General features: G+C 39.6%; 30 protein-coding genes. 11 read left to right on the top strand and 19 right to left on the bottom strand.

The genetic code is table 11. From position 1 onward, the window contains the following. Nucleotides 1-401: 401 nt before the first annotated feature. From HYG89_RS12635 to ftsY, 4 genes are all read right to left on the bottom strand, one after another. Complete coding sequence (locus tag HYG89_RS12635; RefSeq protein ID WP_178867801.1) at nt 402-1,067, bottom strand: DUF2057 domain-containing protein; 666 nt, start codon at nt 1,065-1,067, stop codon at nt 402-404. A 201-nt stretch (nt 1,068-1,268) separates the two neighbouring features. After that, nucleotides 1,269-1,862, bottom strand: coding sequence for a nitroreductase family protein (locus tag HYG89_RS12630; RefSeq protein ID WP_178867800.1), 594 nt, complete (start codon nt 1,860-1,862; stop codon nt 1,269-1,271). A 588-nt stretch (nt 1,863-2,450) separates the two neighbouring features. Further along, entirely contained in the window at nt 2,451-3,137 is a 687-nt protein-coding gene (locus HYG89_RS12625) for a nitroreductase family protein (RefSeq protein ID WP_178867799.1), read from the bottom strand. Between the two features lie 206 nt (nt 3,138-3,343). Beyond that, complete coding sequence (ftsY, locus tag HYG89_RS12620) at nt 3,344-4,450, bottom strand: signal recognition particle-docking protein FtsY (protein ID WP_004976589.1); 1,107 nt, start codon at nt 4,448-4,450, stop codon at nt 3,344-3,346. A gap of 189 nt (nt 4,451-4,639) precedes the next feature. Here ftsY and HYG89_RS12615 point away from each other — a divergent pair, with 189 nt between their 5' ends. Next, the gene (locus HYG89_RS12615; protein ID WP_225530234.1) at nt 4,640-5,974 is read left to right on the top strand and encodes a pitrilysin family protein; all 1,335 of its coding nucleotides are present in this window, start codon (nt 4,640-4,642) and stop codon (nt 5,972-5,974) included. Between the two features lie 12 nt (nt 5,975-5,986). Beyond that, nucleotides 5,987-7,627, top strand: coding sequence for a pitrilysin family protein (locus HYG89_RS12610; protein ID WP_178867798.1), 1,641 nt, complete (start codon nt 5,987-5,989; stop codon nt 7,625-7,627). Here HYG89_RS12610 and HYG89_RS12605 read toward each other — a convergent pair. Together HYG89_RS12605 and HYG89_RS12600 are read right to left on the bottom strand one after the other, a co-directional pair. Next, nucleotides 7,524-7,841: a hypothetical protein gene (locus tag HYG89_RS12605; protein WP_004976594.1), complete on the bottom strand. Its 318-nt coding sequence runs from the start codon at nt 7,839-7,841 to the stop codon at nt 7,524-7,526. The two genes, HYG89_RS12610 and HYG89_RS12605, sit on opposite strands and share 104 nt — an antisense overlap. Nucleotides 7,842-7,967: 126 nt before the next feature. Then, nucleotides 7,968-8,327 carry a hypothetical protein gene (locus HYG89_RS12600; RefSeq protein ID WP_167845990.1) on the bottom strand — a complete coding sequence of 120 codons (360 nt, stop codon included), beginning with the start codon at nt 8,325-8,327 and terminating at the stop codon, nt 7,968-7,970. Between the two features lie 219 nt (nt 8,328-8,546). Between HYG89_RS12600 and HYG89_RS12595 the strand changes: the two genes are divergently transcribed. From HYG89_RS12595 to HYG89_RS12585, 3 genes are all read left to right on the top strand, one after another. Next, entirely contained in the window at nt 8,547-8,780 is a 234-nt protein-coding gene (locus HYG89_RS12595) for a hypothetical protein (protein WP_004976599.1), read from the top strand. Between the two features lie 151 nt (nt 8,781-8,931). Continuing rightward, complete coding sequence (locus HYG89_RS12590; protein WP_178867797.1) at nt 8,932-9,306, top strand: DUF2750 domain-containing protein; 375 nt, start codon at nt 8,932-8,934, stop codon at nt 9,304-9,306. Nucleotides 9,307-9,425: 119 nt separating this feature from the next. Continuing rightward, complete coding sequence (locus tag HYG89_RS12585; RefSeq protein WP_096901450.1) at nt 9,426-9,860, top strand: CBS domain-containing protein; 435 nt, start codon at nt 9,426-9,428, stop codon at nt 9,858-9,860. 96 nt (nt 9,861-9,956) lie between these two features. Here the strand turns inward: HYG89_RS12585 and trpB are convergent, their stop codons facing one another. From trpB to HYG89_RS12540, 9 genes are all read right to left on the bottom strand, one after another. Beyond that, nucleotides 9,957-11,165, bottom strand: coding sequence for a tryptophan synthase subunit beta (gene trpB, locus HYG89_RS12580; RefSeq protein WP_104851935.1), 1,209 nt, complete (start codon nt 11,163-11,165; stop codon nt 9,957-9,959). A gap of 104 nt (nt 11,166-11,269) precedes the next feature. Beyond that, the gene (locus HYG89_RS12575; RefSeq protein ID WP_178319350.1) at nt 11,270-12,457 is read right to left on the bottom strand and encodes a VWA domain-containing protein; all 1,188 of its coding nucleotides are present in this window, start codon (nt 12,455-12,457) and stop codon (nt 11,270-11,272) included. Between the two features lie 14 nt (nt 12,458-12,471). Beyond that, on the bottom strand, nt 12,472-13,323 hold the full coding sequence (locus tag HYG89_RS12570) for a MoxR family ATPase (protein WP_004976610.1): 852 nt from the start codon (nt 13,321-13,323) through the stop codon (nt 12,472-12,474). Nucleotides 13,324-13,345: 22 nt separating this feature from the next. Continuing rightward, entirely contained in the window at nt 13,346-13,729 is a 384-nt protein-coding gene (locus HYG89_RS12565; RefSeq protein WP_096901448.1) for a hypothetical protein, read from the bottom strand. Between the two features lie 21 nt (nt 13,730-13,750). After that, a complete protein-coding gene (locus tag HYG89_RS12560; protein ID WP_004976615.1) occupies nt 13,751-14,059 on the bottom strand; it encodes a YcgL domain-containing protein in 309 nt (102 codons plus the stop codon). A 169-nt stretch (nt 14,060-14,228) separates the two neighbouring features. Continuing rightward, nucleotides 14,229-15,371 carry an HRDC domain-containing protein gene (locus tag HYG89_RS12555; protein WP_096901447.1) on the bottom strand — a complete coding sequence of 381 codons (1,143 nt, stop codon included), beginning with the start codon at nt 15,369-15,371 and terminating at the stop codon, nt 14,229-14,231. A 272-nt stretch (nt 15,372-15,643) separates the two neighbouring features. Continuing rightward, nucleotides 15,644-16,240, bottom strand: a complete 597-nt coding sequence (recR, locus tag HYG89_RS12550) for a recombination mediator RecR (protein WP_019837914.1) — start codon at nt 16,238-16,240, stop codon at nt 15,644-15,646. A 10-nt stretch (nt 16,241-16,250) separates the two neighbouring features. Next, the gene (locus HYG89_RS12545; protein WP_004976621.1) at nt 16,251-16,580 is read right to left on the bottom strand and encodes a YbaB/EbfC family nucleoid-associated protein; all 330 of its coding nucleotides are present in this window, start codon (nt 16,578-16,580) and stop codon (nt 16,251-16,253) included. Between the two features lie 31 nt (nt 16,581-16,611). Beyond that, the gene (locus HYG89_RS12540) at nt 16,612-17,799 is read right to left on the bottom strand and encodes an O-succinylhomoserine sulfhydrylase (RefSeq protein ID WP_096901446.1); all 1,188 of its coding nucleotides are present in this window, start codon (nt 17,797-17,799) and stop codon (nt 16,612-16,614) included. Between the two features lie 151 nt (nt 17,800-17,950). Here HYG89_RS12540 and HYG89_RS12535 point away from each other — a divergent pair, with 151 nt between their 5' ends. From HYG89_RS12535 to HYG89_RS12515, 5 genes are all read left to right on the top strand, one after another. After that, nucleotides 17,951-19,045 carry an alpha/beta fold hydrolase gene (locus HYG89_RS12535; RefSeq protein WP_178867796.1) on the top strand — a complete coding sequence of 365 codons (1,095 nt, stop codon included), beginning with the start codon at nt 17,951-17,953 and terminating at the stop codon, nt 19,043-19,045. 13 nt (nt 19,046-19,058) lie between these two features. After that, entirely contained in the window at nt 19,059-19,931 is an 873-nt protein-coding gene (locus tag HYG89_RS12530; RefSeq protein WP_178867795.1) for an NAD(P)-dependent oxidoreductase, read from the top strand. A gap of 85 nt (nt 19,932-20,016) precedes the next feature. Next, nucleotides 20,017-20,286: a YARHG domain-containing protein gene (locus tag HYG89_RS12525; protein WP_004976631.1), complete on the top strand. Its 270-nt coding sequence runs from the start codon at nt 20,017-20,019 to the stop codon at nt 20,284-20,286. Between the two features lie 38 nt (nt 20,287-20,324). After that, nucleotides 20,325-20,738: an HIT family protein gene (locus tag HYG89_RS12520; RefSeq protein WP_178867793.1), complete on the top strand. Its 414-nt coding sequence runs from the start codon at nt 20,325-20,327 to the stop codon at nt 20,736-20,738. Nucleotides 20,739-21,088: 350 nt separating this feature from the next. Next, nucleotides 21,089-22,141 (top strand): porin, encoded by a 1,053-nt coding sequence (locus HYG89_RS12515; RefSeq protein WP_178867791.1) that lies wholly within the window; start codon nt 21,089-21,091, stop codon nt 22,139-22,141. A gap of 143 nt (nt 22,142-22,284) precedes the next feature. Here the strand turns inward: HYG89_RS12515 and HYG89_RS12510 are convergent, their stop codons facing one another. Together HYG89_RS12510 and HYG89_RS12505 are read right to left on the bottom strand one after the other, a co-directional pair. Then, entirely contained in the window at nt 22,285-22,887 is a 603-nt protein-coding gene (locus tag HYG89_RS12510) for a YidB family protein (RefSeq protein ID WP_178867789.1), read from the bottom strand. A gap of 140 nt (nt 22,888-23,027) precedes the next feature. Then, nucleotides 23,028-23,522, bottom strand: a complete 495-nt coding sequence (locus HYG89_RS12505; RefSeq protein ID WP_167845983.1) for a DUF6231 family protein — start codon at nt 23,520-23,522, stop codon at nt 23,028-23,030. Between the two features lie 34 nt (nt 23,523-23,556). On the opposite strand from HYG89_RS12505, the gene HYG89_RS12500 reads away from it, so the two are divergent. Beyond that, entirely contained in the window at nt 23,557-24,429 is an 873-nt protein-coding gene (locus HYG89_RS12500; RefSeq protein WP_131261455.1) for a DUF2797 domain-containing protein, read from the top strand. Between the two features lie 81 nt (nt 24,430-24,510). Here the strand turns inward: HYG89_RS12500 and HYG89_RS12495 are convergent, their stop codons facing one another. Both HYG89_RS12495 and HYG89_RS12490 read right to left on the bottom strand, forming a co-directional pair. Beyond that, entirely contained in the window at nt 24,511-26,382 is a 1,872-nt protein-coding gene (locus HYG89_RS12495; protein WP_178867787.1) for a SurA N-terminal domain-containing protein, read from the bottom strand. 131 nt (nt 26,383-26,513) lie between these two features. After that, the gene (locus tag HYG89_RS12490; RefSeq protein ID WP_004976639.1) at nt 26,514-26,786 is read right to left on the bottom strand and encodes an HU family DNA-binding protein; all 273 of its coding nucleotides are present in this window, start codon (nt 26,784-26,786) and stop codon (nt 26,514-26,516) included. Between the last annotated feature and the right edge of the window lie 166 nt (nt 26,787-26,952).

The following is a 26,952-nucleotide window of genomic DNA, read 5'->3' as shown; positions in this document are numbered from 1 at the left end:
CAATTTTCTGACTTAAATTTCGCTCAAATAAACTTCGAGTAATTTAAACCAATCAATCAATGAAATATTTTCGATCAATCAATCAGTAAAAATCCACACAAGTTGTTCTTCATAATCTCTTAATGATTTCCTGTTATTTCGTCAATAACAGCACCAATTCAATCAACACTGCGTTGGTGTGTTGCGTATTCTATACAGTTTTTGAATAGACGCAATATATTTTTTAGTTTTTTTTCAAAAAAAGCACCATCCGCCCAAATTTTAGACGCATTTCATATTTTTATCACACTTTTCTTATAATTTGTCTTTTTTTCGCACGTTACTGGATTGGTTTTTAAATAAATCCTTTTAAGGCGATAACAAAAAACAACCAGCTCAATGGAGCTGGTTGCAAATCAACATTAATTGGCTTGTTCTGCAAGCCATGACATGAATTTTTGTCGCTCTGCTTTAGTGGCTTGTTGCCACAATTGAATCAATTGTTGCTCTTTGCCCTGTGTTTGTTTTGCTGTAGGCAATGTTACTGAGGTGGTTTTCTCAGATGGCAACACTGCTGCCGCGGTATAAACTGCTGCTGGCTGATTGACCGCAGCACTATTTTGAGTGGTATCTACAGTTTTATTAAGCCAACTACCACCTAACCAACCAGTTGAGTTTGCTTTAGCACCTGTTTGTTGTACCAGCAACTGATTCTTTTGATTATATAAACCAACGCTTGGTTGATCTTTGAATTCTTTTGCAGCATCGAAGTCTTTAGGTGGATTTACCAAAGCGAGTCGATAGTTTTCGCCATCTTGAAGAATTGGGGTTTTGAGTGTAATAACACCTGATTTTAAAATATCGTGTGCGCCATTATGATGTTCAAAATATTGTTGATAGCGCAAGTTCATGACATTTTCACCCGCATTGACTTTCACTTGCTGTGCTGAACTGAATAAACCTGAACGAACTTCTTGATCATTTACAGCGAGCAACTTAATTTCTTCAGGTACTGCAATAATTACTGCTGAAAATGCTGAACTGCAAGCCATCAATGCAATACTTGCTAGGCCTAATTTAAATGCCATATTTCACTCTGTATCATTTATTAAAGTTTGATTGCACTATGCAATGTATAAATGACAGTTTTATGACAATTCATGAGATTAGGCATTTTCACATGAATAAGGAAGTTTAGGTGATCTCATTGAAACTCCCCAAAAAAAACAAAAAAAGTAGGATGAATCATCACCCTACTTTTTAGTCTGTGCAGTATGTGTTGCTAGAGCTTAGTCAAAGCTTTTGAAACGTGCTGCATCATCCATAAATGTTTTTTCACCAGCAGGTGCTTCAATTGAACCAAACACCAATTGTGCACGTAGTTTCCAGTTTGCAGGAATGTCGTAAGTTTGAGCAACTTCTGCATCAATAATTGGGTTGTAGTGCTGTAATGATGCACCTACATTAATTTCAGCCAACGCTGTCCACACTGCAAATTGAGCAATACCCGTAGAATGTTCTGACCACACTGGGAAGTTGTCTGCATAAAGTGGGAATTGTTCTTGTAAACCTTTTACAACATCTTGATCTTCATAGAACAATGCTGTACCAAAACCTGCGCTAAAGCTGTTAATTTTTGCTTCAGTGTTTGCAAATGCTTCTGCAGGTACAATTTTACGTAAAGTTTCTAAAACGATGTTCCAGAATTGTGTATGCGATGCACCGTATAAAGTCACAACACGTGAAGTTTGCGAGTTAAATGCAGATGGGCTTAAACGAACTGCTTGTTTGATTGTACTTTCAATAGTTGCCTGATCTACAGAAACATTTTTACCAAGTGCATAGATTGAACGGCGTTTTTCTAATTGATTTAAAAATGACATTTTTAATTCCTCTGCAGAATTTTGTATAAATTAATTGATACAGCGATATTAAGCTTTTTATTCAGCATAAACATTACAAAAAATACGACAGTGTGTTTTATGTATAGAACGATTATAGTTATATAAAGTGACAAATGTATGTGACTGCATTTAGGGTCTGTTGACATTTCATAAATGGCTTGCGCTGTAGGCTAAAACTGAGCAGATCAGGCATGAAACGCAGGGAATAGCGAGACTATTGCCAAGTTTCATAACGCAATCTGAGAAAGTTTTAGCCACAGCCTGAGCAAAAACAAGCACTGCTTTGTTTGCAGCGCAAGGCGCAGCGAAGGACGAGCATATTTTTTGCTGCTATTGCGTTATGAGTCAGTCATTTAGAATGACTAAATTTCCTGCCTCATGCCTTATATCAGCTAAAAAACCTTGCGAGATATATCTCTCACGTCGCAAACATAGAAGAAGTGTCAACAGACCCTATTACCTTTTATTCTATAGATACAGTCTATTGCAATATAAATATGCTGCGGTTCGCTCTTTGTAGCACATAATAATAAGCTGATTTGACCAATCTTCATCAAATGCTGTTATTTAAGCATAGACTTTAAATTGATTTTGATAGTGTGCATGACTCCGTTCGGTTACTTCTTCTTCAATTGATCCAAAAACGAGTTGTGAACGTAACAACCATGTATCTGGAATATCAAAATGCTCTGCCACAGCACGGTCTATGTTTGGATTATAATGCTGTAAAGATGCACCCACGCCTGAATCTGCCAGTGCTGTCCACACTGCAAATTGCGCCATGCCTGAAGTTTGCTCCGACCAAATTGGAAATTCTGCAGCATTAAATGGAATTTTCTTTTGCAATTGACGAATCACTTGTTGATCTTCATAGAACAATACCGTGCCAAAACCTGCTGCACATTGTTCGATTTTCATTTTAGTACCTGCAAAAACCAGCTCTGGTACAAACTGACGTTGTACTTCCTGTACTAAATTCCAAAATTTTTTATGTGATTCAGAAAATAAAATAACCACGCGCGTACTTTGTGAATGATGTGCCGATGGACAGCTACGCACAGCTTCCTGAATCAGCTCGGTCATATAAGTTTGGCTAAAATGAATGCGTTTTCCTAAAGCATAAATACTACGGCGCTTTTTCAATTGATCGATGAAAGTCAGTTCATGTGCATCATGGCTAGGCTTTTTTTTAAGCTTAAAGTCTTTCATGATATCTGCTGTAAGCACATGACCAATTTTATTTAACAGTGTCATTTTAACTTCCCCAAAAAATCAATCAAAATCAATCTAATATTTTTTCTTATTGTATATAGACGAATGTGCTTTTATTCACATTCGTATTTTTAGCTGCTGCTTTTTACAACACTCAAACCCGCTAAAAACCACAAACTCCGCATTTTGCGGAGTTTGTGTGAAACTTACAGCATTTTTACATTTTAGCTTTAAACTTATTTTAAAACTTATTTCTCAGTTTCAAACAGTGCTGCAACAAATGCTTTGGCTGAGAATGGACGTAAATCGTCAATTTTTTCACCCACACCAATAAAGCGAATTGGCACATGGCTACGGCTTGCAATGTTAAATAACACGCCACCTTTTGCCGTACCATCCAGTTTAGTGATGGTGATGCCTGTTAAGCCAACAGCCTCATCAAACATTTCCACTTGGTTAATGGCATTTTGACCTGTGCCTGCATCTACGACCAACATCACTTCATGCGGTGCAGTCGCATCAATTTTTTGCATCACACGCTTAACTTTAGTCAATTCTTGCATCAGGTTGCTTTTGTTATGCAAACGTCCAGCAGTATCTGCAATTAACACATCAATGCCTTTGGCACGCGCACTTTCAAACGCATCGAAAATAACAGAAGCACTGTCTGCACCGTGACCTTGTGCAACAACGGCAACATCGTTACGCTCACCCCAAATCTGCAATTGTTCTGTCGCTGCAGCACGGAAAGTATCCCCTGCGGCCAACATGACTTTTTTACCTTCGCCTTGTAAGCGTTTCGCTAACTTGCCAATGGTTGTGGTTTTACCTACACCATTCACACCCACGACTAAAATCACATAAGGGGTTTTATTGGCATCAATATGTAAAGGTTTTACCCGTGGCGCAAGCAAAGCCACTAATTCTTCTTGCAAAGCCTTATATAAAGAATGTGAATAAATTAAGTCGCCACGCGCAGTACGCTCGGTCAAATTGGCAATAATGGTTTTCGTTGCATCTACACCAATATCTGCAACCAACAGTTGTTCTTCGACTTCTTCTAATAATTCATCATCAATTTCTTTACCGCCAATCAGAATATTCACCATGCCATCGGCAAAGTTTTTACGGGTTTTGGTTAACCCTTCTTTCATGCGACTAAAGAAACCACCTTTCGCAGGCGCATCCGTGTCTGATGATGTTTCTGCAGCATGTTCAGAGGTTTCTGCTTGTTGTAGAGGTGTTGTTTCAACAATCGGAATATTTACCGCTGGTAAATTCGGTAATGTGACATCATCATCTCCGATATCAGCATCAATCAAAAATTTATTTTGCCCATTAGATTGCTGTTGCATGCCGAATCCTTGAAAAGCATTGCGTTAAAAAATCGGATTCTAACATAAACCAATTGCTTTTACCTCGTATTCCAACCACATAGCCGCATCATACAAAAAATACCTACAGCAATCCTTGCCTTTCCGCTTTAATTTCTGAAAGATAAGCCGATAACGATTGATCTCCACTTGCTTATGTTCCAATTTTCGATGAAGTCTGTTTGTGCGTTGCTTTGGGGTTTAACAGCTTCGATTAGCCATGCTGAAGTTTTAGCTGCGAATAACACTTTTGAAACCACACTCAACAATGGTTTAAAAGTCATTATCCGTGAAGACCATCGTTCTCCCATGGTGATGACTCAAATTTGGTACAAAGTGGGCAGTAGCGATGAGTCGGGAAATACACTTGGGATTTCGCACGTACTTGAACACATGATGTTTAAAGGTACAGCCAAGGTGCCGAATGATGAATTTACCCGTTTAAGTCGTATTTATGGTGGCAGTGTCAATGCAGCAACCTTTACCAATTACACGAATTATTATCAGCTCTATCCCAAAACTTATTTCCCACTGGCTTTAGAGTTGGAAGCCGACAGAATGAGTAATTTGTTACTTCGCCAACAAGACTTTGAGCCTGAAATTAAGGTGGTGATGGAAGAACGGCGGCAACGTACCGATGATAATCCACGGGCTTTGGCTTTTGAACGCTTTAAATGGATTGCCTACCCAACCAGTCATTATCGCCAACCCATTATTGGGCACATGAAAAACTTGCAAAGCATTCAGCTGCAAGATGTACAGGCGTGGTACAAAAAATGGTATCGCCCCAATAATGCTATTCTAGTGATTGTGGGCGATGTAGATCATCAAGCCGCATTGTTGCAAGTCCAAAAGTATTTTGGAGATATTCCGAAAGCACCTACGCCACCGCGCAATGATGTGTTGGAGTTTGAACAATTAGGTTATCGGCACATGGAATTGTCTGCGACTGTGCAAGTTCCTAATTTATATATGGCTTGGAATGTCGGTTCATTGGCAACAGCTAAAAATCCTCAAGATGCCTTCGCGCTCACTATCATCAAACAACTGTTAGACAGTGGAATTACTTCACGTTTAGAACAGCGCTTGGTCAGAAACAATAAGATTCTTAGCTCAGTCAGTGTCAGTTATGACCCGTATCAACGTGGGGATAGTTTGTTTAGTATTTCAGCATTGCCTGCAGCAGGTGTAACGTTAAGCGAAGCACAGGTCGCGATTCAAAACGAAGTGGATACGCTAAAACAGGATTTGGTCAATTCAAGTGAAATTGAGCGCGTGGTAACTCAATTTGTGGCCAATTGGATTTATAGTCAGGATGATTTGGCAGGACAAGCCCGAACCATTGGCAATTTGGAAGTCAATGGATTCAGTCACCGTTTAATCGATGTTTTACCACAACACTTCCAAGCGATTACTGCCCAGGATCTGCAACGTGTTGCGCAAAGTTACTTTAACAAAGACAGACTTAGCACCTTGTATTTATTACCTCAAAGCACAACACCTTAAACTGTGATTTTCATGAAAAAACATCTATTCAGCACGCTTATTTTAAGCACTAGTTTTAGCCTATGTTCTGCTGGCTTTGCGATGGAAACTGCCACCACAGCAGCGCATGATTTTGCTGAAACAGATGTAAGTACGCCTTTACAATCTTTGAGCTTGCTGCACAGTTTAAATGCCGTAAATGAATTGGTCGATGTTCGCGCTCCACAGGTATATGAATTAAAAAATCATCGACACGTACGCACTTTATTTGTCGAAAATCCTGCTTTGCCAATGGTTGATATCCAACTGACTTTTAATGCAGGTTCTGCCCGCGATGCAGAAATTGAAAAAGGTTTATTTGGCGTTGCCAATATGGCAGCCCAACTGATTGATGAAGGCACCAAGCGTTATAAGGCAGAGGAAATTGCCGCAGCCTTTGAAACCACAGGCGCACGTTTTAGTACCACGGCGTACCGCGATATGTTTGTGGTACGGCTAAGAACACTGTCTGATCCGCAGAAAATGCAAACTGCCGTCAAAATGATGCTGGAAATACTGAAACATGCGACTTTTGAGCGTTCTAATATCCAGCGTGTGCAAAGCAATACACAAATTGGGCAAAAACAACTGCAAGAAAATCCAAGCCGTTTAATGAATATTTGCTTATATCGCGCAATTTACGGACAACATGCCTATTCAGAACCCATTACAGGCACCAATGGCAGCATCAAACGGATTCAACCAAAGCACTTACAACAATTTAGAGATCAGTTTCTGGTCGCGCAAAATATGAACATTGCCATTACAGGCAAATTAACCTTAAAAGAAGCAGAAAAACTTGCCAATACCATCAGCGCACATATTGCCCAAGGTGTTGCAGCAACAGCTTTGCCACAGCCTACACCTGCAACACGTTTCAACATCCAGCATATTCCCTACCGGTCACAACAGGCGCATGTCAGTATTGCACAACTTGCGACTACACGGGATGATCCTGACTATTTGGCTTTAGAAATTGCCAATAAAATGCTGGGCGGCAGCAGTTTCAATTCAATTTTGATGAAAGAATTACGAGTAAAACGTGGCTACACTTACGGCGTCAGCAGTTCATTTCGCTTTACTCAAGCTGCGGGTTTATTTAGCTTAGGCTATTCTACGCGCCAAGATCAATTACTCGATAGCATTCAAGTCGCTCACCAGAGCTTAATTCAGTTTGTACAACAACCTATGAATTTAGAACAATTAAAAGAAACCAAAGCAGGTTTAATTCGTGCATTTCCGAATCAATACAGCAGCAATGTCAGTATTAATGCACAGCTTGGGCACATCGGTTTTTATCGACTTCCTGCAAATTATTTAAGTGATTATGCAGAACGAGTTGAAAAAATTACCGCAGAAGATGTGCAACGTGCGATTCGCAAACATTTGCATCCTGATCGTTTAACTTTGGTGATTGTAAGTGAACATTTAGATAAAGCCGTATTGGAAAAAATGCTGCAGGACAATTTAGTCGCACCAACATCTTTAACACCGACACAGTACAAGATAAATACGATGCCAACAGAAAAAATTACTCTTGCACCAAGGCAGGAAGTTGTTGAGCCCGATCTTGCTCCATTTGATGTGCCTGCATCAACTTTAAATAATGCACATAACGAATCGGACGTTGATTGAGTAAATGAACTGCCATGTCTTGGGTATTGGCATACATAGATTGTTGTGACAAACGCTCAACATTTTGAAATTGTTGCACCCCAACTGGGCGATAAAGCGCAACACTTGCTAAAGTTAAAATAATAAAAATGATACTCAGCACAACAATATTATAAATTTGCTCGAGTTTCAGTTGAGAAATAAATTGAATCGTTTTTTGAATTGCGTTGTGCATGACCTACCTCTAATCGCCTTAGTGTAGGATGCCCTTGTGAGATGTACAAGTTAAACAGCTCAATTTTACTGTATCGTCACAGTAAAAATTGAGCCTTTTTCTACAAATTCTACAAAGGATTTAGCTTTAGCCAATCGTGCCACGAATTACCGCAAAGTATAAAACCAATGCAATGACTGCAAGCACCAAGAAAATAGCAAATACACTGACACCACCCTCTGCTTCAGCAGGATGAAGCTCATCTTCATCGGCAATACGGAGTAATTCACCATCATAATTACGGTAAAACTCTATACGATCGCTTCGCTCTAAAGTTTTGGCAAAATCAGCCACACGTTTACGTTGCGCCAAGCAGTATTCACCTAAATGAACATCTCGACGGAAAATTGCCTCATCTAGTTTTTTACGGTGATGATGTGCCAACTCAATAATTTGAGAAGTCAATGGAGGTACATCAAAAGCACATCCGTCTACGGATCTTGTCATGTTGTTCTCCTTTTTTATCATGCTTAGAGCTTTAGTTTAATCAAAATTAAACTTGTTCAATGTTTAATCATGTAAACTTGAAATATGCCAATCAACCCCGATGATTATTTGACAATTCAATCAAATTGTAATATTAGTTTAACAATAAAGCGTTAAATTGATATGAAGCCTAAAAGGTAGGCTTAAATAAGTAATCATAATTACAATAAGGAGTTTAATATGATTCAGACGATCTCTCACCATGACTTAGAGCATGTTTATGCAAATGCAGTAAACACGATTCATTCACAAATGAACTTCCAAGATGCGGTAAAACAACTCGAAGAAGCTGCACGTGCAGGACATGGTAAAGCGGCAATGTTCTTAGCAGAACTGTATTATCAAGGTTTCCGCGTAGAACGTGATTCATTGAAAGCGCAATACTGGCAAAACATGGCCACCATGCAAGCATAATAAAACGTCACTTAGGTGGCGTTTTTTTTGACCCTTTTTTTAGATGCTCCAACCATAAATACATATTTGTTTACGATTTTAAGCAAAGCTTAAACGGTATATTCATCAATTCTTTTTACAATATAGCCAAATTTTACAACCTTGCTTGATTATGAATCAGATTAACCAACTCCACCCTTTACCAAAGGATTTTCTGCTTAAAGTTACACTATTAAAATCAATGATGTACTGCGGTGTACTTTGGGGTTTATTCCATCAAGGTTGGGCAATGAGTTCAGATCACGATGATTATATTTTCCCTTTTTGGTTAAATGCGGTACAAGCGCATAAATATGCTGCTAAACACTGGCCACAATATAGTCCTCGTAAAATTTCCGCGCAGGATTTTGAGACTTTTTTATTGCCAACGCTCACCCGTTTAAATGTCACGCCAACCTTGTATGGTTCGTCAAGTCAAAAAATTAAACTGACCACTTCACAAATGAAGCATTTCTTTTTTAATGAACCTGCGTTAAATATTGCTTAAATAAAAACTGAATAGAATTAACGTAAAAATCAACAATCGTGACTCTAAAGTATTTGCAATTTTTACAATTCACGTTACTTTAAAAGTCAAACAATAAACAACAAATCAGGACACAGAATATGACCAAGGTAACTCACGTTTTACAAGATAAAGCACATCACGAAATTTACACAATTCGCCCAGAAGCAACGGTTTTAGAAGCAATTAGTTTAATGGCTGAAAAAGGCATTGGTGCGTTGGTGGTTACCGATCAAAATAATCATGTGGTTGGTATTCTGTCTGAGCGTGATTACACCCGTAAAGTTATTTTGATGGAACGTACCTCTAAAAGCACAACGGTTAGTGAAATTATGACTGCTAAAGTACTGACCGTGACAAAAAATACCAGTGTGAAAGAATGCTTGAACTTAATTACTGACCATCATTTACGTCACTTACCTGTACTTGAAGATGAGCAATTAGTAGGTTTGGTGTCAATTGGTGACTTGGTGAAAGCGACTATGGATGATCAACGCAAACTGATCGAGCAGTTACAACAATATATTGCAAGCTAAGTCACTGTTTTATAAAACCTGCAAAATATAAAGTAAAGATAAACAAAAAAACCGCCTAAACTTACACATTTAGGCGGTTTTTCATATTCAGTAGAATTAATTCAAACCTAATTTTTCTGCTACATAGTCTGAATCTTTATCACCACGACCTGAAAGATTAACCACAATTTTCACGTTTTTTGCCATTTTTGGTGCTTCACGTAATGCCCACGCCACCGCATGTGAGCTTTCCAAAGCAGGTACAATACCCTCTACACGTGACAACGTCATAAAGGCATCTAAACATTCTTGGTCAGTAGCCGTTGAATACTCCACGCGACCAATGTCTTTTAAGAAGCTATGCTGCGGCCCCACACCCGGATAATCCAAACCTGAAGCAATTGAATGTACTGGCAATGGCTCGCCTTGTTCATCTTCAAGCACATAACACGCCATACCGTGTAATTGACCCGGTTTACCCAAAGTTAAGGTTGCAGAGTGCTGATCTGTATCTAAACCATGACCTGCAGGTTCTACACCCACAAGCTTAACTTCTGGGTCATTTAAGAATGCGGTAAATGCACCGACTGCGTTTGAACCACCGCCCACACATGCCACGATATAATCTGGATTTACTCCAAAGCGTTCTTGGCTTTGCATTTTAATTTCATCGCCAATAATTGCTTGGAAATCACGTACCATTTTTGGAAATGGGTGTGGGCCAACCACCGAACCAATTGCATAAATATAATTTTTCGGGTCTTTTAAGTATTCTTCAAAAGCACTGTCTACAGCATCTTTTAAAGTCGCTGTACCACGTGTGACTGAAATCAGGTTAGCACCTAAAATTTTCATTTTCACGACGTTTGGATGTTCTTTTTCAATATCAACTTGTCCCATGTGAATTTCACATGGAATGCCCACAAGCGCACATGCTGTTGCCAACGCGACACCATGCTGTCCCGCACCTGTTTCTGCAATCACTTTGGTTTTACCCATATATTTGGCTAGCAATGCTTCACCTAAACAGTGATTGATTTTATGTGCACCTGTATGATTTAAATCTTCACGTTTCAAATAAATTTGCGCACCACCCAACTGTTCAGATAAACGCTTTGCATGAAACAAAGGACTCGGGCGCCCTACATAATTTGTAAATAAATCTTTTAATTCATTTTGAAATTCTGCTGTATGACGAATTTCTTCATAAGCAAGGTTAATTTCATCCATGGCTTCTTTTAAATGCGGTGGAATAAACTGCCCGCCATATTGTCCGAAAAAACCTTCTTCATTCGGTAATGCGATGCCATTAATTTGATGTTCCATCTCGATCCCCTCAAATTGAAATTCACGTTGCTTATCGTATTGCTATTTCATCAATATGCATGCAATAACTGATATTGATAAAAAATTAATGGAAAAAATGGCGCTTATCGCGCCAAATATTTCGTCATATCTTCAATGCCTTTTAAAGTCATTGGGTACATATGATTTTCAAAAATTTGTCGAATTAAACCAATGGTATGTGTGTAATGCCAATAGCCTTCCTGTTCAGGATTCAGCCATGCGGTTTTTTCAAAATGCTGACGCAGACGTTGTAACCAAACTTGCCCTGCCTCATCATTCATATATTCTACCGAACCACCAATCGAATTCAGCTCATAAGGTGCCATACTCGCATCACCGACCACAATTACCCGATAGTCGCGTCCATAGGTATTAAATAAATCCCACGTATTCATACGGGTACTGCTACGGCGTAAATTGTCTTTCCAAACATAGTCGTATAAACAGTTGTGGAAATAAAAATATTCGAGGGTTTTAAACTCAGTTTTGGCCGCACTAAACAGTTTTTCACATTGGGCGATGTGTGCATCCATCGAGCCACCCACATCAAACAACATCAACACTTTGACGCGATTACGACGTTCTGGCACCAATTGCACATCTAAAATGCCCTGTTTGGCAGTTTCTCGGATAGTGCCATCAATATCCAATTCTTCAGCTGCACCTTGACGGGCAAATTTACGCAAACGACGCAGTGCCAATTGCATTTGTCGTGTACCTAAAATCTGTTCATCGTCTAAATTTCGATACTGACGCTGCTCCCAGACTTTAACAGCTGAACGCTTACGTCCAGGCCCACCAATGCGTACACCTTCAGGATGATCACCAAAAGCACCAAACGGTGATGTACCGCCCGTACCAATCATACGGTTGCCACCCTGATGCTTTTTATGCTGCTCGCGTAAACGCTCTTCCAGCATTTTCATCAATTCTTCTAAAGAACCTGCTTTTTTCAGCTCTTCGCGTTGTTCTGGCGTGAGATGTTTTTCTAATAGTTCTAAGTCGAACCAGTCTTTAGGCAATTGATGAACTTGCTGCAGTAAATCATCTAAATCAAAAGTGGAAATGCCATCAAAATAATCTTTCATGGCACGGTCAAACTTGTCAAAAAAACGCTCATCTTTGACCATGACGGTTTTAACAAGTTGATAGAATTCATCTTGATCTGCAAAAACCAGACCCGATGCCACCGCCTGATTTAAGTCAATCAATTCACGTGTGGTGACAGGCACACCGTAACGTCGCAAGGTATAAAACAAGCGCACGAACATGGCGTTGTCCTCCCTTAACGGCGCGACATAAAGGCTAAACGCTCAAGCAATTGCACATCTTGTTCATTTTTGATTAATGCACCGTATAAAGGCGGAATGGCTTTGCTTTTATCGCTATTACGCAAAATATCTTCCGGCATGTCATCTGCCATCAATAGGCTTAACCAATCAATTAATTCAGACGTAGATGGTGGTTTTTTTAAGCCCGGAACTTGGCGCAATTTAAAGAAAACTTGTAAAGCTTCTGAAACCAATGTGCTTGAAATATTCGGGAAATGCACATCGATAATATCGCGCATGGTCGCTTCATCTGGGAAATCAATATAATGGAAGAAACAACGACGTAAAAAAGCGTCTGGCAGCTCTTTTTCATTATTTGATGTGATGATCACGATTGGACGTTGTGTTGCCGTAATGGTTTCGCCTGTTTCATAAACATAAAACGACATTTTATCGAGTTCATGTAGCAGGTCATTTGGGAATTCAATATCTGCCTTGTCAATTTCATCAATCAACAACACACAGCGTTCTTCGCTGGTAAATGCTTCCCACAATTTCCCGGGTTTAATATAGTTTTTAACGTCATACACACGGTCATCGCCCAGTTGGCTGTCACGCAAACGCGACACTGCATCATATTCATATAAACCTTGCTGCGCTTTGGTGGTCGATTTAATGTGCCATGTAATCAACTTTAAACCCAAACTTTTAGCAACTTGCTCTGCCAATAAGGTTTTACCTGTACCTGGCTCACCTTTCACCAAAAGCGGTTTTTGCAAAGCACGTGCGGCTTTCACCGCAAGTTTTAAACTATCAGTCGCAATGTACTGATCTGTACCCGAAAATTGTTGCGCATCAACAGACATGATTTTACCTTAATTGTTTTAGTTACAGTGGTGAGGTATTTTTCTTGGCTTTATAAGTCGTTTGTTTAAGACAGTATCTTGACCAGAAATAACCGATCAATAAGCCAAGACCGATCACAAATAAAATGGCAGATAAATTAGACCAAACCAATGGGGTTTCTTTGGTTAAAACACCAAAAAGAAGTCCAAAGATGGCTGGGGCAAGTGCTGCATTGCTGCCTTCTGATACTGTTGGGGTAAGTAAAATTGCAAACAGCACAATCCAAGTGATACCACCTAACGGATTGGGCAAGCGTTTGGCAATTTCGTACCAGCACCATAAAATAATGGCACTCCCCAACAAATAAACAGAAACAGCAATTGCAGTTTCAGGAATTGAATCCAATCCAGTCATCACACTATTCATTTCTCAACTCCTGAATAAAGCTTAAGCACCACGTAAACCTTCTGGTTCAACGGCATTTGGGTTAATTAAGCCTTCTGGTGGCACTTGAATAAAGAAGCCACGTGTTTGAATAGAATCCATGACATGCAAAACATTCACACGTGCCAACTTACGGCTTTCAGACAGTTGCAAATCCATTACAAATGTCGCACGACCAAATGCAACTCGCATTGGCTCAGGTAAAACCTCTAGCGGGTTAAACGCTTCTGCTTGATCTTCAGTTTGCTCAGGACGGGCGATGTATAAATACATCTCATCTTTTTTGCTCGATTTATAAATTGAACAGTGCATAAACAACAAAACTCTAAAAACTCAGGCAAAGGATACAACAAAAAAAACCGAGATACATTAACCATTATTAACGCATTGGTCTATGTTTACACTCAAACAAAGAATGGCGTGAAAATTCATCCATTTTCAGGTGAAAAACGGCTTTATTTAAAATGTGGATCGGTTTGATTTATTCAGCAACTTTCATCTGACCAGACAAATAACGCTCGTCGGCATGTAAAACTTCAATTAAAGGCTTGGTGAGTAATTCATAACGCCAACCTAACAAATAGTTAGGCAAATCTTGCTCATCGTTATGAAATACCACATGCTGATAAAGCGCATTGAGCCATTTTTTACGCAGCAAAACTTCTTTTGGAATTTGAGTTTCCTGTACGGCACGTTGAATCACCTGTTCTACATTTTCGCCCACTTCTTTTGAAGAATGACGAATTGGTCGCGCCATACGTAATGGCCATTGTGATTGATCAGGCAAATATTTAATTAAATCTAAAATAGTTTTGCCATGTTCACGCACAATATGCGCACGTAAATCTTTAATAGTACTGAGCTGGAACTGATTTTTAGGATTTTTCTCGACCAAGTCCAGCATAGTAGAATTACGCAAAATAAAACTACGTGGTTGGTTTAAGGCTTTTACCATTTGCTCACGCCAAACGGCCAATTGTTGCAATTGCATGAGTTGACGGCGTGAATGACGATAGTTGCCCACATCCTGATACAACAACTCTAAAGGTGTTTCTTCACCAATTTCCTGAGTTAAATTGCGGCAATCTTCTTGTGCAAAATCCAGTAAATAATTTTGTTTTAAGTCGGTTTGTACCTTATCTGCCAATTGCATTAGATACAGCACATCATTGGCAGCATAATTTAACTGCTCATCGGACAACGGACGTGCAAGCCAGTCTGAGCGAGTTTGCCCTTTATCAATATCGACATTGAGCATGGTTTTTAAAGCGTTTTGATAACTGACTTGTAAACCATGCCCTAAAAATGACATGCCAACTTGGGTATCAAACACGTTATCTAAGTTTTTTTGCTGCGCATAATGATAAATTAAATCAATATCTTCACCGCAGGCATGAAAAATATTTTGCTGCGCTTGAAACAGTTTTTCCCAAAATGCACTTAAATTTAACGAAGTCCCATCTAACAAATAGACCTGATCATTCACATTAATTTGGAATACACCCAATTTTGGCCATAAAGTATCGACCTTAATAAATTCGGTGTCTAAACCATAAATGCTGTTTTGGCTCATTAATGCCAAGACATTTTCAAAGTCTTTTTGTTGGTGAATAAATTGGAACATAGCGAGCAGGTAAAACAGGATTCTCTAGGGGTTCATTTTAAACATTAAATAGCATTTAGCTATAAAAATATGTCCAGTATTTTCAATTTTTATATTATTTTTAAGTCGATACAGTGGAAATTTAAATTTTTTATCGTTTTTTTATCTTAATTTGATTTTTATTGGCTTTAAAGGCAAGTAATCCTTTTCATGGATGATTTATCAATTGATTATTCATATAAAATAGCCACACATGCGAAATAAACATCCACATGAAATAAGCACCTAAATGCTTATTTCATTCGCATCCGATTATGCACCGCCTGACTTAAAGTATGACTATCGACATATTCAAGTTCGCCACCTTGCGGCACACCTTGCGCGATACGGGTCATCTGCACAGGCAAATGTTTGGTCGCTTCTACCAAATAGTGTGCTGTCGCCTGACCTTCTACGGTTGCATTGGTCGCCAAAATCACCTCAGTAATGTTGCCATCACTTAAACGCTGAACCAAATATGGAATACCAATTTCGTCAGGCCCAATGCCATCTAAAGGCGATAAATGCCCACCCAAGACATGGTATTTTCCACGAAAACTACCGCTTTGCTCAATGGCCATCACATCGGCTGGAGACTCCACGACACACAGCAAATGTGCATCCCGATCATGTGAGGCACAAATATTGCAAACTTCATCTTCAGTTAATGAATGGCAAATCGAACATTCGTGAATATAGCTAGTGGCTTCATTCAAAGCATGAGCCAAACCGACTGCACCTTCTCTATTTTTCATAATCAGGTGCAATGCCATGCGTTGAGCCGATTTAGGCCCAACACTTGGCAAAATGCGTAGCGCTTGTACCAGTTGATCAAAACGATCACTAAACATACGCCGTTCCTTAGAATAAACCAGCCAAGCCCGGTGGCAAGCCCATGCCTGAGTTTGCAGACTTCATTTTTTCTTCAGAAATTGCTTCGGCTTGACGGGCAGCATCATTCATTGCAGCGGCAATCAAATCTTCAATCATGTCTGCATCGTCTTGCAATAATTCAGGGTTGATTTCAATGCGTTTGACCACATTACGGCAGGTCATAGTCACTTTCACTAAACCACCACCTGCTTCTGCATGCACTTCAGTTTGCGCAAGTTCTTCTTTGGCTTTTTTAATGTTGTTTTCCACTTCTTTTTGCATGCGCTGTGCTTGCTGCATCAACATATTAATGTTCATAAAAATCTCCGAACAAATGATCTATTTAGTTTTAAATGAGGTCTAAACCGCGCTCGATGTCGCGAATAATATCATCAATATCTTCCAAGCCAACAGAAACACGAATTAAACCTTCGCTGATACCTGCTGCTTGTTTGGCTTCTGGGGTCATTCTGCCATGCGATGTTGTTGCAGGATGGGTAATGGTTGATTTTACATCGCCCAAATTACTGGTGATAGATAGGAAGCGTGTGTTGTCAATCACAGTCCACGCGCCTTCACGCTCGCCTTTCACCACAAAAGATACAACACCACCAAAGCCAGACTGTTGTTTTTTCGCCAACTCATGCCCCGCATGATGCGGCAGACCTGCATAATACACTTTTTCAACTTTTGGATGTGCATCTAGCCACTCGGCAAGTTTTTGTGCGCTAGCGCAATGTGCTTTCATCCGCAGGCTTAAAGTTTCTAAACCTTTTAAGAAAATCCATGCGTTAAATGGACTTAATGAGTTACCCAAAGTACGAATCACACCGTTGATTTCTTCAACCAGTTTATCTTTGCCCACCACAGCGCCGCCTAAAGCACGTCCCTGCCCATCAATATATTTGGTCGATGAGTAGATAATTAGGTCAGCACCAAATTTAATTGGTTGTTGTAAAACTGGGGTACAGAAGGTGTTATCAACTGCAAATAAAGCATTATTTGCATGTGCAATATCGGCAATCGCTTGCAAGTCACCCACCTGAGCCAATGGATTTGATGGTGTTTCAATAAATAACAAACGCGTATTTGGACGAATCGCTTGCTTCCAACTGTCTAAATCTTCTAAATCAACAAAAGTGACATCGACACCAAACTTCATCACGTATTTTTCAAATAGTGAAATGATCGAGCCAAATACAGCACGTGAACAGACTACATGATCACCCGCTTTAAGATAAGCCAAAGTGATCGCATGAACGGCCGCCATACCCGAACTTGTCGCAACCGCACGTTCTGCACCATCTAATACTGCCAAGCGTTTTTCAAAAGCCTGTACAGTTGGATTGGTATAACGTGAATAGGTATTGCCTTCAATTTCACCTGAGAATTTTGCAGCTGCATCGGCAGCATTTTCACAAACAAATGATGAAGTCAGGAAAATTGGCTCACTGTGTTCGCCTTCAATTGTACGGTTGTGTCCGGTACGAATTGCCAAAGTATCTAATTGATATTCAATGTCGTCGTGTTGACTCATCTTTACTGCTCAGCCCTAAACTTAGTCCTAAGACCTGTTTGTTAAATAATTGCCAACATTTTGAGCGCCAAGCGCATTTAAGGTCAAGGTAAAATGTATAAATATCGCTTAGACTTCATTCAAATCGGCGCCACGTGTGATGGAACACCTCATGAATCAGCTACAAAGAAAATTTAATCCGCACCGAAAAAAGCTTAAAAACCTCAGCACTCGCTTATTTAAAAGCCGTGATTTGATCTTATCTCAGACCACGCCATACGACATCGTGGCACATTATAAGTATGCGCAGATTCGCTATTACGCTTCGCCAGATAAGCAATATAAAGAGCCGCTGGTTTTTGTTGCGCCTTTAGCAATTACCATGTCGATTTATGACTTATATCCTTATCGCTCTTTAGTGAAACATTTTCAGCATAGCGGTTTTGATGTGTATTTGGTTGATTGGGGACAATTGACCTATCAACATTGTCATTTAAATTTTATGGCTTTTATTCAGGATGCAATCCCTAATTGTATTCAACTCATTTTACAACACGCCAAAGTCGAACAAATTTCACTACATGGTTGGAGTATGGCGGGTATTTTTGCCATGCTTTATACCGCCGACCAACAAACAACTCATATTAAAAACTTGATGGTTTTGGGTAGCCCTGTAGATAGCTATGCTTCGGGGCGGGTTGGTAAACTCTTTCAACTGACCAATCAACTGATTTCTAAATATCCCAAATTGCAACATGCCTTTTATTCAGGAAAAATTCCAAAGCATTTAATTCATACGCCGGGTTTAATCAATGCGATTGGTTTTAAGATTTTAGACCCTAGAGCATGGCTGGAAAGCAATAAACAGATGCTGTCGAATCTGCACGACTTACAAACCTTGCATGAAAACGCAACTTTAGCCAATTTTTTAAATAATATGATTGATTATCCGGGTGGGATTAATCAGGACATGGTATTGAATGTATGGCTGCAAAACCCACTCAAACAAGGTCATATTCAACTCAAACAACATCAGATAGACCTTAAAAATATTCATTGTTCACTTTTGGTCGGTGCGGGTGATAGCGATCAAATTGTCACTGCTGAAGCTGCTCAACCTTTATGTGAATTGACAAGTAGTACCGATGTCACGTTTACTCTTATTCCAGGTGGACATTTGGGTTTAATGTCCAGTCAAAAAAGTGCCAATGAATTCTGGCCTAAACTGACCACTTGGTTAGAACAACGATCTAGCAAAATTGCATAAAGAGAGCAAAAACATGATTCAATCTGTTGCATTTATTGGCTTAGGCGCAATGGGCTACCGCATGGCAGCCCATTTACCTAAACATTTTGATACGGTCTATGTCTGGAATCGTAACTTTGCCAAAGCCGAGCAACATGCTGCTGAATATGGCACACAAGCGGTTGAATTGGCTCAAGCGGTGCAAGCAGATATTATTTTTTCTTGCTTGCCCACCAGTACCGAAGTTGAAAACCTGATTGCACAAGTTCAACTTAAAGCAGGTTCAGTCTGGGTCGATTGCACCAGTGGCGTACCCGAAAGTGCTAAAAAATTGGTACAACAACTTGAAGCACAACAGATCGACTTTTTAGATGCACCTGTAAGCGGACAAACCATTGGTGCAGAAAATGCCACATTAACAGTCATGATTGGCGGTAAAGCTTCTGCTTTTGAAAAAGCCCTACCTGCAATTCAGGCTTTTGGTAAAGTGATTCAGCATGTGGGTGAACCTGGTGCTGGCTTTGCCGTAAAAGCGGTGAATAATATGTTAATGGCAGTGAGTTTGTGTGCTGCAGCTGAAGGTTTTACCACCTTAAAAGCACATGGCGTAAACTTAAATCAGGCCTTGCAATGCATAAATGCTTCAAGTGGTAAAAGCGCAGTAACGGAAATGATTTTGCCGCAGCGAGTACTGAATCGCGCTTTTCCAAATACTTTTGCACTCCCTTTACTGGCTAAAGACACAGGTATCGCATTAGATTTAGTCCATGAAGCAGCTTTGCCTGCACCTGTATTGGCTTTAACCCAAAGCCTGATTCAAGCAGCGAATTTAACCGCAGAAAAAGACAGTGATTTTTCCACTGCTGTGAAAATGTATGAATTATGGAGTAATATTACCCTAGAGTAAGAACTCGCCATTGAATATACAGCCATAAACCCAATAATGTGTATTAAGTGGCTAGTCACACCATCATTAAATAGAGGAAACTCTTATGAACAAGTTTAGCATTGCCGTATTTGCAAGCCTTGCAACTTTAATTGGGGCAAGTTCAACTACTTTTGCATCTGAACAAGAATGTCAGAAACTGAAAAATGACCACGATGTTATTTATGCATCTAAAGGGTTCTGCTTCAAAGACCCAGAAGCTAAAGCACGTTTTGGTAATGACAACTGCTATACAACCAAACCTAAGTTTTCTGAAAAAGAACAACAACGTCTTGACGCAATCAAAGAACGTCAAAAAGAACTGAACTGTAAATAACCGTTCTGAAATATCAAAGCTGAATTTAAGGAATCATAATGGCTTACGATGATCAAAATATTTTTGCAAGAATTCTACGTGGCGAACTTCCTGCAATTAAAGTGTATGAAGATGACCAAGTGCTTGCGTTTATGGACATCATGCCGCAAGCCGATGGTCACACTCTTGTGATTCCTAAAACGCCTGCGGTGACTTTACTGGACTTACCTGCAGATGCAGCAGCATATACCATTCAAATTGTGCAAAAAATTGCAAAAGCAATGCAGCAAGCTTTGGGTGTAGATGGTATCGTGTTAATGCAATTGTCAGGTACAAGCGCAGGTCAAACTGTCCCCCACGTGCATTTTCACTTAATTCCGACCTCGGTTCATCAACTTGGGAAACATGCTGCACAAATGGGTGACCAAGAGAAAATTAAAGCTCAAGCGGAAAAAATTAAAGCAGCGCTTTAAATATTTCAAAAATGTCATACAAAAAATGGAGCAGCTGCTCCATTTTTTTTGCATTCAGCTTTCTTCATTCATTTATACCACCATTTATGACACTAAGATGTCTTTCCCTTTGCAATTAAGTTATTTATTTCACATATTTTTCTATAAATAGAAATATAATCATTAAAAAAATGCGAATAAAAGTAAGTTTTTGATCTAACTTGTACTTTTTAATAATTTTGAAATATTTCCTTAATATTACTGTCGCATTTGTAAGGAATACTTAGCACCAATAGAGAACAGCGGTAGATCAACCCTACTTCTGAACAATGTTTAGGACTAAAAAACAATAGTCTGTATTGGAGCTACACATGAAAAAAACGCTTTGCGCATTAGCAGTTGGGGCAACCTTTTTAACACCAGCATTAGCGATGGCTGCTGATGTTAAAGTTTATGGTCGTGCACACGTATCTTTAGACTATCTTGATGATGGTAAAGACTATAATGAAGTTGGTCTTTCTTCTAACTCATCACGTTTAGGCTTCAAAGCTGAACAAAAATTAGAAAACGGCATGACTGTTTTTGGTCAAATCGAACAAGAAATTAACTTTGCTAGCGGCTCTGCAAATGATGATTTAGAGTTTGCTACTCGTGATACCTTTGTAGGCTTAAAAGGTGATTTTGGTCAAGCGCGTGTAGGTCGCTTCGACAGCCCATTTAAAGCTGCACGTGGTCCAGTCAACTTCTTCGGTGACATGGTTGGTGACATCCGTAACGTAACCCGTGCTGGTAATTTACGTTTTGACGAGCGTAATGCCAATACAATTGAATATAAAACTCCTAAATTTGGCGGTGGTTTTAACGTAACTGGTGCTTTATCACTGCACGAACAAAACAGCCCTGATGCTGCAAAAGATGGAGCTAAAGATAAAGATAAAGCTTACGACTTAGCTTTAACTTATAAAGAAGGTAACGTAGACTTTGCAGCAGCTTATGAGCACTATGAAGAAGAAGCAAGCCGCGGTGAACGTGATGGCTTCCGTGTTGCAGCTGCTTATAAAATCACACCTGAATTTAACTTAGGTGCTTTATACCAGTATTTAACACATGACAATGATACTGCAAACCCAGATGTTCAAGTATTTGGTGTAGCGGCTGACTATAAAGTTGCGCCGAAGACTTATGTACGCGGTCAAGTATTCCACCGTGACGTAGATGCTGATGATGCAAATGCAACATTATTGGCAGTAGGTGTAGAGCACCGCTTAGACAAGGCAGTACGCGTATATGCTAACCTTGCAACAATGCTTAATGACACTAAATCTAACCTAACACCATGGTCACAAGGTCGCTCTAACAGCGTTGCCGGTGTCGCTGATGAAGATGCTTTAGGTCTTTCTTTAGGTTTCCGTTACGACTTCTAAGTCTGAACTAAAGCCTAAAATATAAAAAACACGCTTCGGCGTGTTTTTTTAATGCATACTTAAAAAAACAAATAAAACAAAGCCAGCAAATGTGCTAGCTTTGTTTATCCAAGTCTCTTTTACTAAGCTGGATTTTTTCAATATTAACGCTTTAAAAACCCAGACACTAAACTCATCACTTGTTGAATATCGTCATTGGCTTCTTGTTTGCTGGTTTGCTCACCTTGTGGTGTCAATGAATCGATAATTTGCGGCAAAACTGCAGAAATCGCATTATAAATATCTTGTTTTGGCGCCTGAGTTTGCTGTGCAACCTGCTCTACATCGGCATCATCAAATAAACTTTGTACTTGTTCAGCACCTACATGTGCATTTTCACCTGGGTCTGTAGACACCCAATCAGCCACCTGACTGGTTAAGCCCTGTCCTTTGAGTTTATCCAAAGCACCTTGCAATCCACCCTGTTTTTGAATCCATGCCAATACCAAAGGCAAGACTGCAATCAATAAACTTTGTGCACCTGAAGCACCTGTAGCAGAACGCTGTTGTTGCCCACCTAACTGACCAAGTACTGAACCCAAAATACCACCCAAGCCCCCTTGTGCAGATTGTTGGTTATTAGCACCAAGTTGCCCCAAAACTGAGCCTAAAATACCGCCCAATCCACCTTGAGATTGATTAGATTGCTGTTTCGCGCCCAATGCCTGCTTTGCTAAAATTTCAACAATATTGCTTAAATTAGTCATTTTATGTTCCTCAATATGCCCTTATGACAGCATACGAAGTTTTGACTGAATTGCGCGCTTGAAATTGTTAAATTTTGCAATATCCTAAATTTATGTGAATTAATTATCATTATTAGAATTTTGTGATCGTAATTCAGCACTTACCAGCGGAATTTATCCCAATTTTCAGGGTTTGCCCAAAACTTAGAATTAAACCAATCAGGCACGTGCTTATAAGTCAAAATATTAAATTGCCATAAGCACAAATGATGCTGCTCAAAGCGATGTTCAATCAATTGCGTAAAACCAAGCGCTCTAAGCAATTGCTCATCTTCACGCGCAGCAATCACCACAATACGTTTTGCCAATAAATCACGTAGCTTCACCAAAATTTGCGAAGTGTGTTGTGGCGTCTGCACAGCAAAATCTGCAGCATCTAAAAATACAACTGCCAAATCAAAACGTTGGGTAAAAGGCAGATTTAAAAATGCCAATGCGCTAAAATACTGCCATTGGATAGTTGGCTGCTCATCAGCCGCTTGATTGTTATATTTCGGGCTTGCTTCAATATTTTGCCCTATACACAATGCAGTAGAAATTGGCTGTTGTTGAGATAAATCATCAATTAATGCTTGAATTAAACGCATTTCAGCCATCACTGCATTCCTTCATTTTCGAGAGAGTATTCTTATGGAACTACAAGGCATTTGCCATAAAATGCACGCAGGTCTTAAGGACCATAGTGTAACTGATGAACAGGTACACAAGGCAAATGTTGAATATAAATTTATTCTAGACCGTGCAGAAATTGACCTGCCTTTTCAGCTTGGGCAAGAACTTGAACTGGAATGGACGGGCAATATTTATTGTGTTTCTTGTGGTGTGAAAACACCAAAATCTTATTCGCAAGGACATTGTTTCAAGTGTTTTAAAACCAAAGCATCTTGCGATATGTGCATCATGAAGCCTGAAACCTGTCACTATCATTTAGGTACATGTCGTGAAGATAGTTTTGCTCAAGAAGTCTGCTTTCAACCGCACATCGTATATTTAGCCAATTCAAGTGCTTTAAAAGTGGGAATCACCCGTTTAGGTCAAATGCCAACACGTTGGCTAGATCAGGGCGCAACTCAAGCCTTGCCAATTATGAAAGTCGGCTCACGCCGTTTATCTGGGCAATTGGAAGTTATGTTTGGTACACAGGTCGCAGATAAAACCGACTGGCGCAAACTACTCAAAGGCGAAGCAGAGCCGCTAAACCTAATTGAAGTGCGTGAACAACTGATTGAAGAGTTTGCACCTAAAATTCAGACCATTCGTGATGAGTTTAGTCAAAACCTTGAATTCAACGAAACGGTAGAGCTTTTAGATCAGGAACTTCCGCGTGAATTTGTGTACCCTGTAGAACAGTATCCTGAGAAAATTAAATCACATAACTTAGATAAAACCCCAATTATTCGCGGCAAACTGCAAGGAATTAAAGGGCAATATTTAATCTTGGATACAGGTGTCATCAACATTCGTAAATACACAGGTTATGAGCTAAAAATTCGCGCTGAATAAATCTTGAAACTGCTTACTTAATCATTTTAGATGCACAAAAAAACCAGCAAATTTGCTGGTTTTTTTGTAGATGTTCATCACTTATTTGATTTTCGCTTTCGATTTCAAATATTGCGTATAGTCATCTAGCTCTTGTTGAGCACGTAATTGTTGATACAACTGCGCTAACTCTTTCAGTTGCTCAGGCGTTAAAGCATTCGATGTAGTATCGTTTACATTTGATACAGCTACCACCACCAATTCATTTGGTATAGATGCTGTTGTTACTGACCACATACCATCTTTAGGCGCGAGCACACTAAATGCAGCACGTTCAATTTCACGCTTTAACAAACCATCTGCACGGGTGAATATGCCTGCATTTTCAAAACGGATTTGGTTTTTCGCCAAAACGGTCGCTGCAGGTTGAGTTTTAAAGGCATCCAACGCAGCTTGAATATCTTTTTTCGCTGCATCAAAGGCTTTTTTCTCAATCAGTTTAGCTTTTACGCGGGGTGTTGCTTCTTCTAAAGTTTGCACACCTGCGGCATGGTAATTACGCACTTTCACCCATACCACATCGCCATTGGCTAAAGTAATGTTACTCGATGCGTTGCGATCGCCATTTTTCACATCATCATTAAACAATTTAACTTTGACAGATGGCTGGCTTAAAACAGGATGCTGCGCCGCCAAAGTTAAACCATTAACAGATTCGACTTTGGCCGTTTTCACTTCTTCTGCCACAACATCTAAAGCATCACTACTCACCACCAATTCATTTAAGCTGTTGATGGTATCGGTATACGCATTTTCAGTTTTGGCTTTTTGCAACTCTGCCATTAAACGTGCTTTTTGAGTTTCAAACGCAGGGACTTGAACTGTAGCACCTTCTGTTTGAATCACATGATAGCCATATTGAGTTTTAATCGGCTGTGATACTTCACCAGATTTTAAGCTACCCACGGCTTTGTCAAAGGCATCGCCAAATACGCCTGCTTCATAACCTGCAACCTCACCACCTTTGGCTTTAGACTCAGGATCATCCGAATACTTTTGTGCAGCTGCAGTAAAGCTTGTACCTTGCTTAATTTCAGCTGCGGCTTGCTCTGCAAGTTTTTTAGCTGCGGCATCATCACGCGCATCGGTGGTGATTAAAATATGTTTCACTGTCGGTACAGCAGCACCTTTTTGAGTTTCGACAAACTTTTGATAAGCCTGTTGTAACTCTGCGTCAGTGACAGCCGTATTTGCAGGTGCAATATTGGCTGGAGTCACCACAATGTAATCGACATCAACGCTAGCAACCTGTTTAAAGGCATTGGCGTGCTGTTCATAATACGCAGCAATCTCTTGTGCATTTGTGATGATGTTTTTCTTGTAGTCATCTAACTTAATGCTAGATAAATGCAAAGTACGTTGCTGGGTTTGTAAATTGGCAATTTGCTGAATATCAGACGGGCTAACTAAAGCATAATCGGTAAAGCTAGCACTCAGCATTTTTAACGCATGGTCTTGGCGTAAATTTGCCACAAGCGCCTGATTGGTCATGCCTACAGATTGCAGATAGTTCGCATACAAGCTTTCAGAAAACTTGCCATCTTGTTGGAAATTCGGTTGCTGTGCAATCATTTGTTCAATTTGTGCATCGCTCAAAGAAATCCCTAATTTCTCAGCTTGTTGTAATAACAAGGTACGTGCAACCAAAGTATCTTTGGCTTTGTTTTGAATATAATTTTGATTCAATAGTGTTTCATCACCATTGGTATAGGCCAAGTATTGTTCTTTCAAGGAATTGGTCAGATTATCTAATTCTCGTTTTGAAATTTGCTGACCATTGACTGTTTGTGCAGTGTCTTCAGACTGACCTCCACTAAAATATCCTTCAATACCTACAAGTGCTAAAGGGGTCAAGAACAAGACGAGCAAAACTTTGCCCAACCAACCCTTAATAACTTTACGAAAAGATTCCATAAGTATTCCAATATTTTATTTGTGCGAGATTTTAACTGAAAACCCTCAACGAATGAATGCGTTGAAGCCGTTTATTGACATTATTAATAAAAAACGCGCCAATTGGCGCGCTTTCTTGGCATTTTAAAAGATTATGCTACTGAATCTTTTAAACCTTTACCCGCTTTAAAGCTTGGTACTTTGCTTGCTTTAATTTCAAGTGTAGCACCTGTTTGTGGGTTACGACCTGTGCGAGCAGCACGCTCTTTCACATTAAATGTACCAAAACCAACGAGGGTTACAGTATCACCCGCTTTAAGCGCTTCAGTAATAGAAGCAATTGTTGCGTCTAAGGCCTTACCTGCATCAGTCTTAGACAATCCCCCTTTCTCTGCAATTGCATCGATTAATTCTGATTTATTCATGAAAATTACGTCCTCTTAATATCGTTTATTTAAGGTCCAGAGATTTAATTTAAATTACCGTAACGCCTTTATAGCAATGCTTTGAGGGTAAAAGCAATACTCCCTGCACGCTTTTATGCAAAATAAATGGTAAAAACGATGGAACTGTTAGCCTCTATTCAGTTTT

The organism is Acinetobacter sp. SwsAc5 (genome assembly GCF_013391485.1).
GTDB classification, from domain to species: domain Bacteria; phylum Pseudomonadota; class Gammaproteobacteria; order Pseudomonadales; family Moraxellaceae; genus Acinetobacter; species Acinetobacter towneri.
The sequence above is the reverse complement of the archived record's forward strand: the minus strand, read 5'-3'. Positions and strand labels throughout refer to the sequence as shown.

Bases quoted from the DNA above. Each gene is read 5' to 3' on its own strand.
- HYG89_RS12635 (WP_178867801.1), bottom strand. From the start codon at position 1,067: ATGGCATTTAAATTAGGCCTAGCAAGTATTGCATTGATGGCTTGCAGT.
- HYG89_RS12630 (WP_178867800.1), bottom strand. From the start codon at position 1,862: ATGTCATTTTTAAATCAATTAGAAAAACGCCGTTCAATCTATGCACTT.
- HYG89_RS12625 (WP_178867799.1), bottom strand. From the start codon at position 3,137: ATGACACTGTTAAATAAAATTGGTCATGTGCTTACAGCAGATATCATG.
- ftsY (WP_004976589.1), bottom strand. From the start codon at position 4,450: ATGCAACAGCAATCTAATGGGCAAAATAAATTTTTGATTGATGCTGAT.
- HYG89_RS12615 (WP_225530234.1), top strand. From the start codon at position 4,640: ATGAAGTCTGTTTGTGCGTTGCTTTGGGGTTTAACAGCTTCGATTAGC.
- HYG89_RS12610 (WP_178867798.1), top strand. From the start codon at position 5,987: ATGAAAAAACATCTATTCAGCACGCTTATTTTAAGCACTAGTTTTAGC.
- HYG89_RS12605 (WP_004976594.1), bottom strand. From the start codon at position 7,841: ATGCACAACGCAATTCAAAAAACGATTCAATTTATTTCTCAACTGAAA.
- HYG89_RS12600 (WP_167845990.1), bottom strand. From the start codon at position 8,327: ATGACAAGATCCGTAGACGGATGTGCTTTTGATGTACCTCCATTGACT.
- HYG89_RS12595 (WP_004976599.1), top strand. From the start codon at position 8,547: ATGATTCAGACGATCTCTCACCATGACTTAGAGCATGTTTATGCAAAT.
- HYG89_RS12590 (WP_178867797.1), top strand. From the start codon at position 8,932: ATGAATCAGATTAACCAACTCCACCCTTTACCAAAGGATTTTCTGCTT.
- HYG89_RS12585 (WP_096901450.1), top strand. From the start codon at position 9,426: ATGACCAAGGTAACTCACGTTTTACAAGATAAAGCACATCACGAAATT.
- trpB (WP_104851935.1), bottom strand. From the start codon at position 11,165: ATGGAACATCAAATTAATGGCATCGCATTACCGAATGAAGAAGGTTTT.
- HYG89_RS12575 (WP_178319350.1), bottom strand. From the start codon at position 12,457: ATGTTCGTGCGCTTGTTTTATACCTTGCGACGTTACGGTGTGCCTGTC.
- HYG89_RS12570 (WP_004976610.1), bottom strand. From the start codon at position 13,323: ATGTCTGTTGATGCGCAACAATTTTCGGGTACAGATCAGTACATTGCG.
- HYG89_RS12565 (WP_096901448.1), bottom strand. From the start codon at position 13,729: ATGAATAGTGTGATGACTGGATTGGATTCAATTCCTGAAACTGCAATT.
- HYG89_RS12560 (WP_004976615.1), bottom strand. From the start codon at position 14,059: ATGCACTGTTCAATTTATAAATCGAGCAAAAAAGATGAGATGTATTTA.
- HYG89_RS12555 (WP_096901447.1), bottom strand. From the start codon at position 15,371: ATGTTCCAATTTATTCACCAACAAAAAGACTTTGAAAATGTCTTGGCA.
- recR (WP_019837914.1), bottom strand. From the start codon at position 16,240: ATGTTTAGTGATCGTTTTGATCAACTGGTACAAGCGCTACGCATTTTG.
- HYG89_RS12545 (WP_004976621.1), bottom strand. From the start codon at position 16,580: ATGAACATTAATATGTTGATGCAGCAAGCACAGCGCATGCAAAAAGAA.
- HYG89_RS12540 (WP_096901446.1), bottom strand. From the start codon at position 17,799: ATGAGTCAACACGACGACATTGAATATCAATTAGATACTTTGGCAATT.
- HYG89_RS12535 (WP_178867796.1), top strand. From the start codon at position 17,951: ATGAATCAGCTACAAAGAAAATTTAATCCGCACCGAAAAAAGCTTAAA.
- HYG89_RS12530 (WP_178867795.1), top strand. From the start codon at position 19,059: ATGATTCAATCTGTTGCATTTATTGGCTTAGGCGCAATGGGCTACCGC.
- HYG89_RS12525 (WP_004976631.1), top strand. From the start codon at position 20,017: ATGAACAAGTTTAGCATTGCCGTATTTGCAAGCCTTGCAACTTTAATT.
- HYG89_RS12520 (WP_178867793.1), top strand. From the start codon at position 20,325: ATGGCTTACGATGATCAAAATATTTTTGCAAGAATTCTACGTGGCGAA.
- HYG89_RS12515 (WP_178867791.1), top strand. From the start codon at position 21,089: ATGAAAAAAACGCTTTGCGCATTAGCAGTTGGGGCAACCTTTTTAACA.
- HYG89_RS12510 (WP_178867789.1), bottom strand. From the start codon at position 22,887: ATGACTAATTTAAGCAATATTGTTGAAATTTTAGCAAAGCAGGCATTG.
- HYG89_RS12505 (WP_167845983.1), bottom strand. From the start codon at position 23,522: ATGGCTGAAATGCGTTTAATTCAAGCATTAATTGATGATTTATCTCAA.
- HYG89_RS12500 (WP_131261455.1), top strand. From the start codon at position 23,557: ATGGAACTACAAGGCATTTGCCATAAAATGCACGCAGGTCTTAAGGAC.
- HYG89_RS12495 (WP_178867787.1), bottom strand. From the start codon at position 26,382: ATGGAATCTTTTCGTAAAGTTATTAAGGGTTGGTTGGGCAAAGTTTTG.
- HYG89_RS12490 (WP_004976639.1), bottom strand. From the start codon at position 26,786: ATGAATAAATCAGAATTAATCGATGCAATTGCAGAGAAAGGGGGATTG.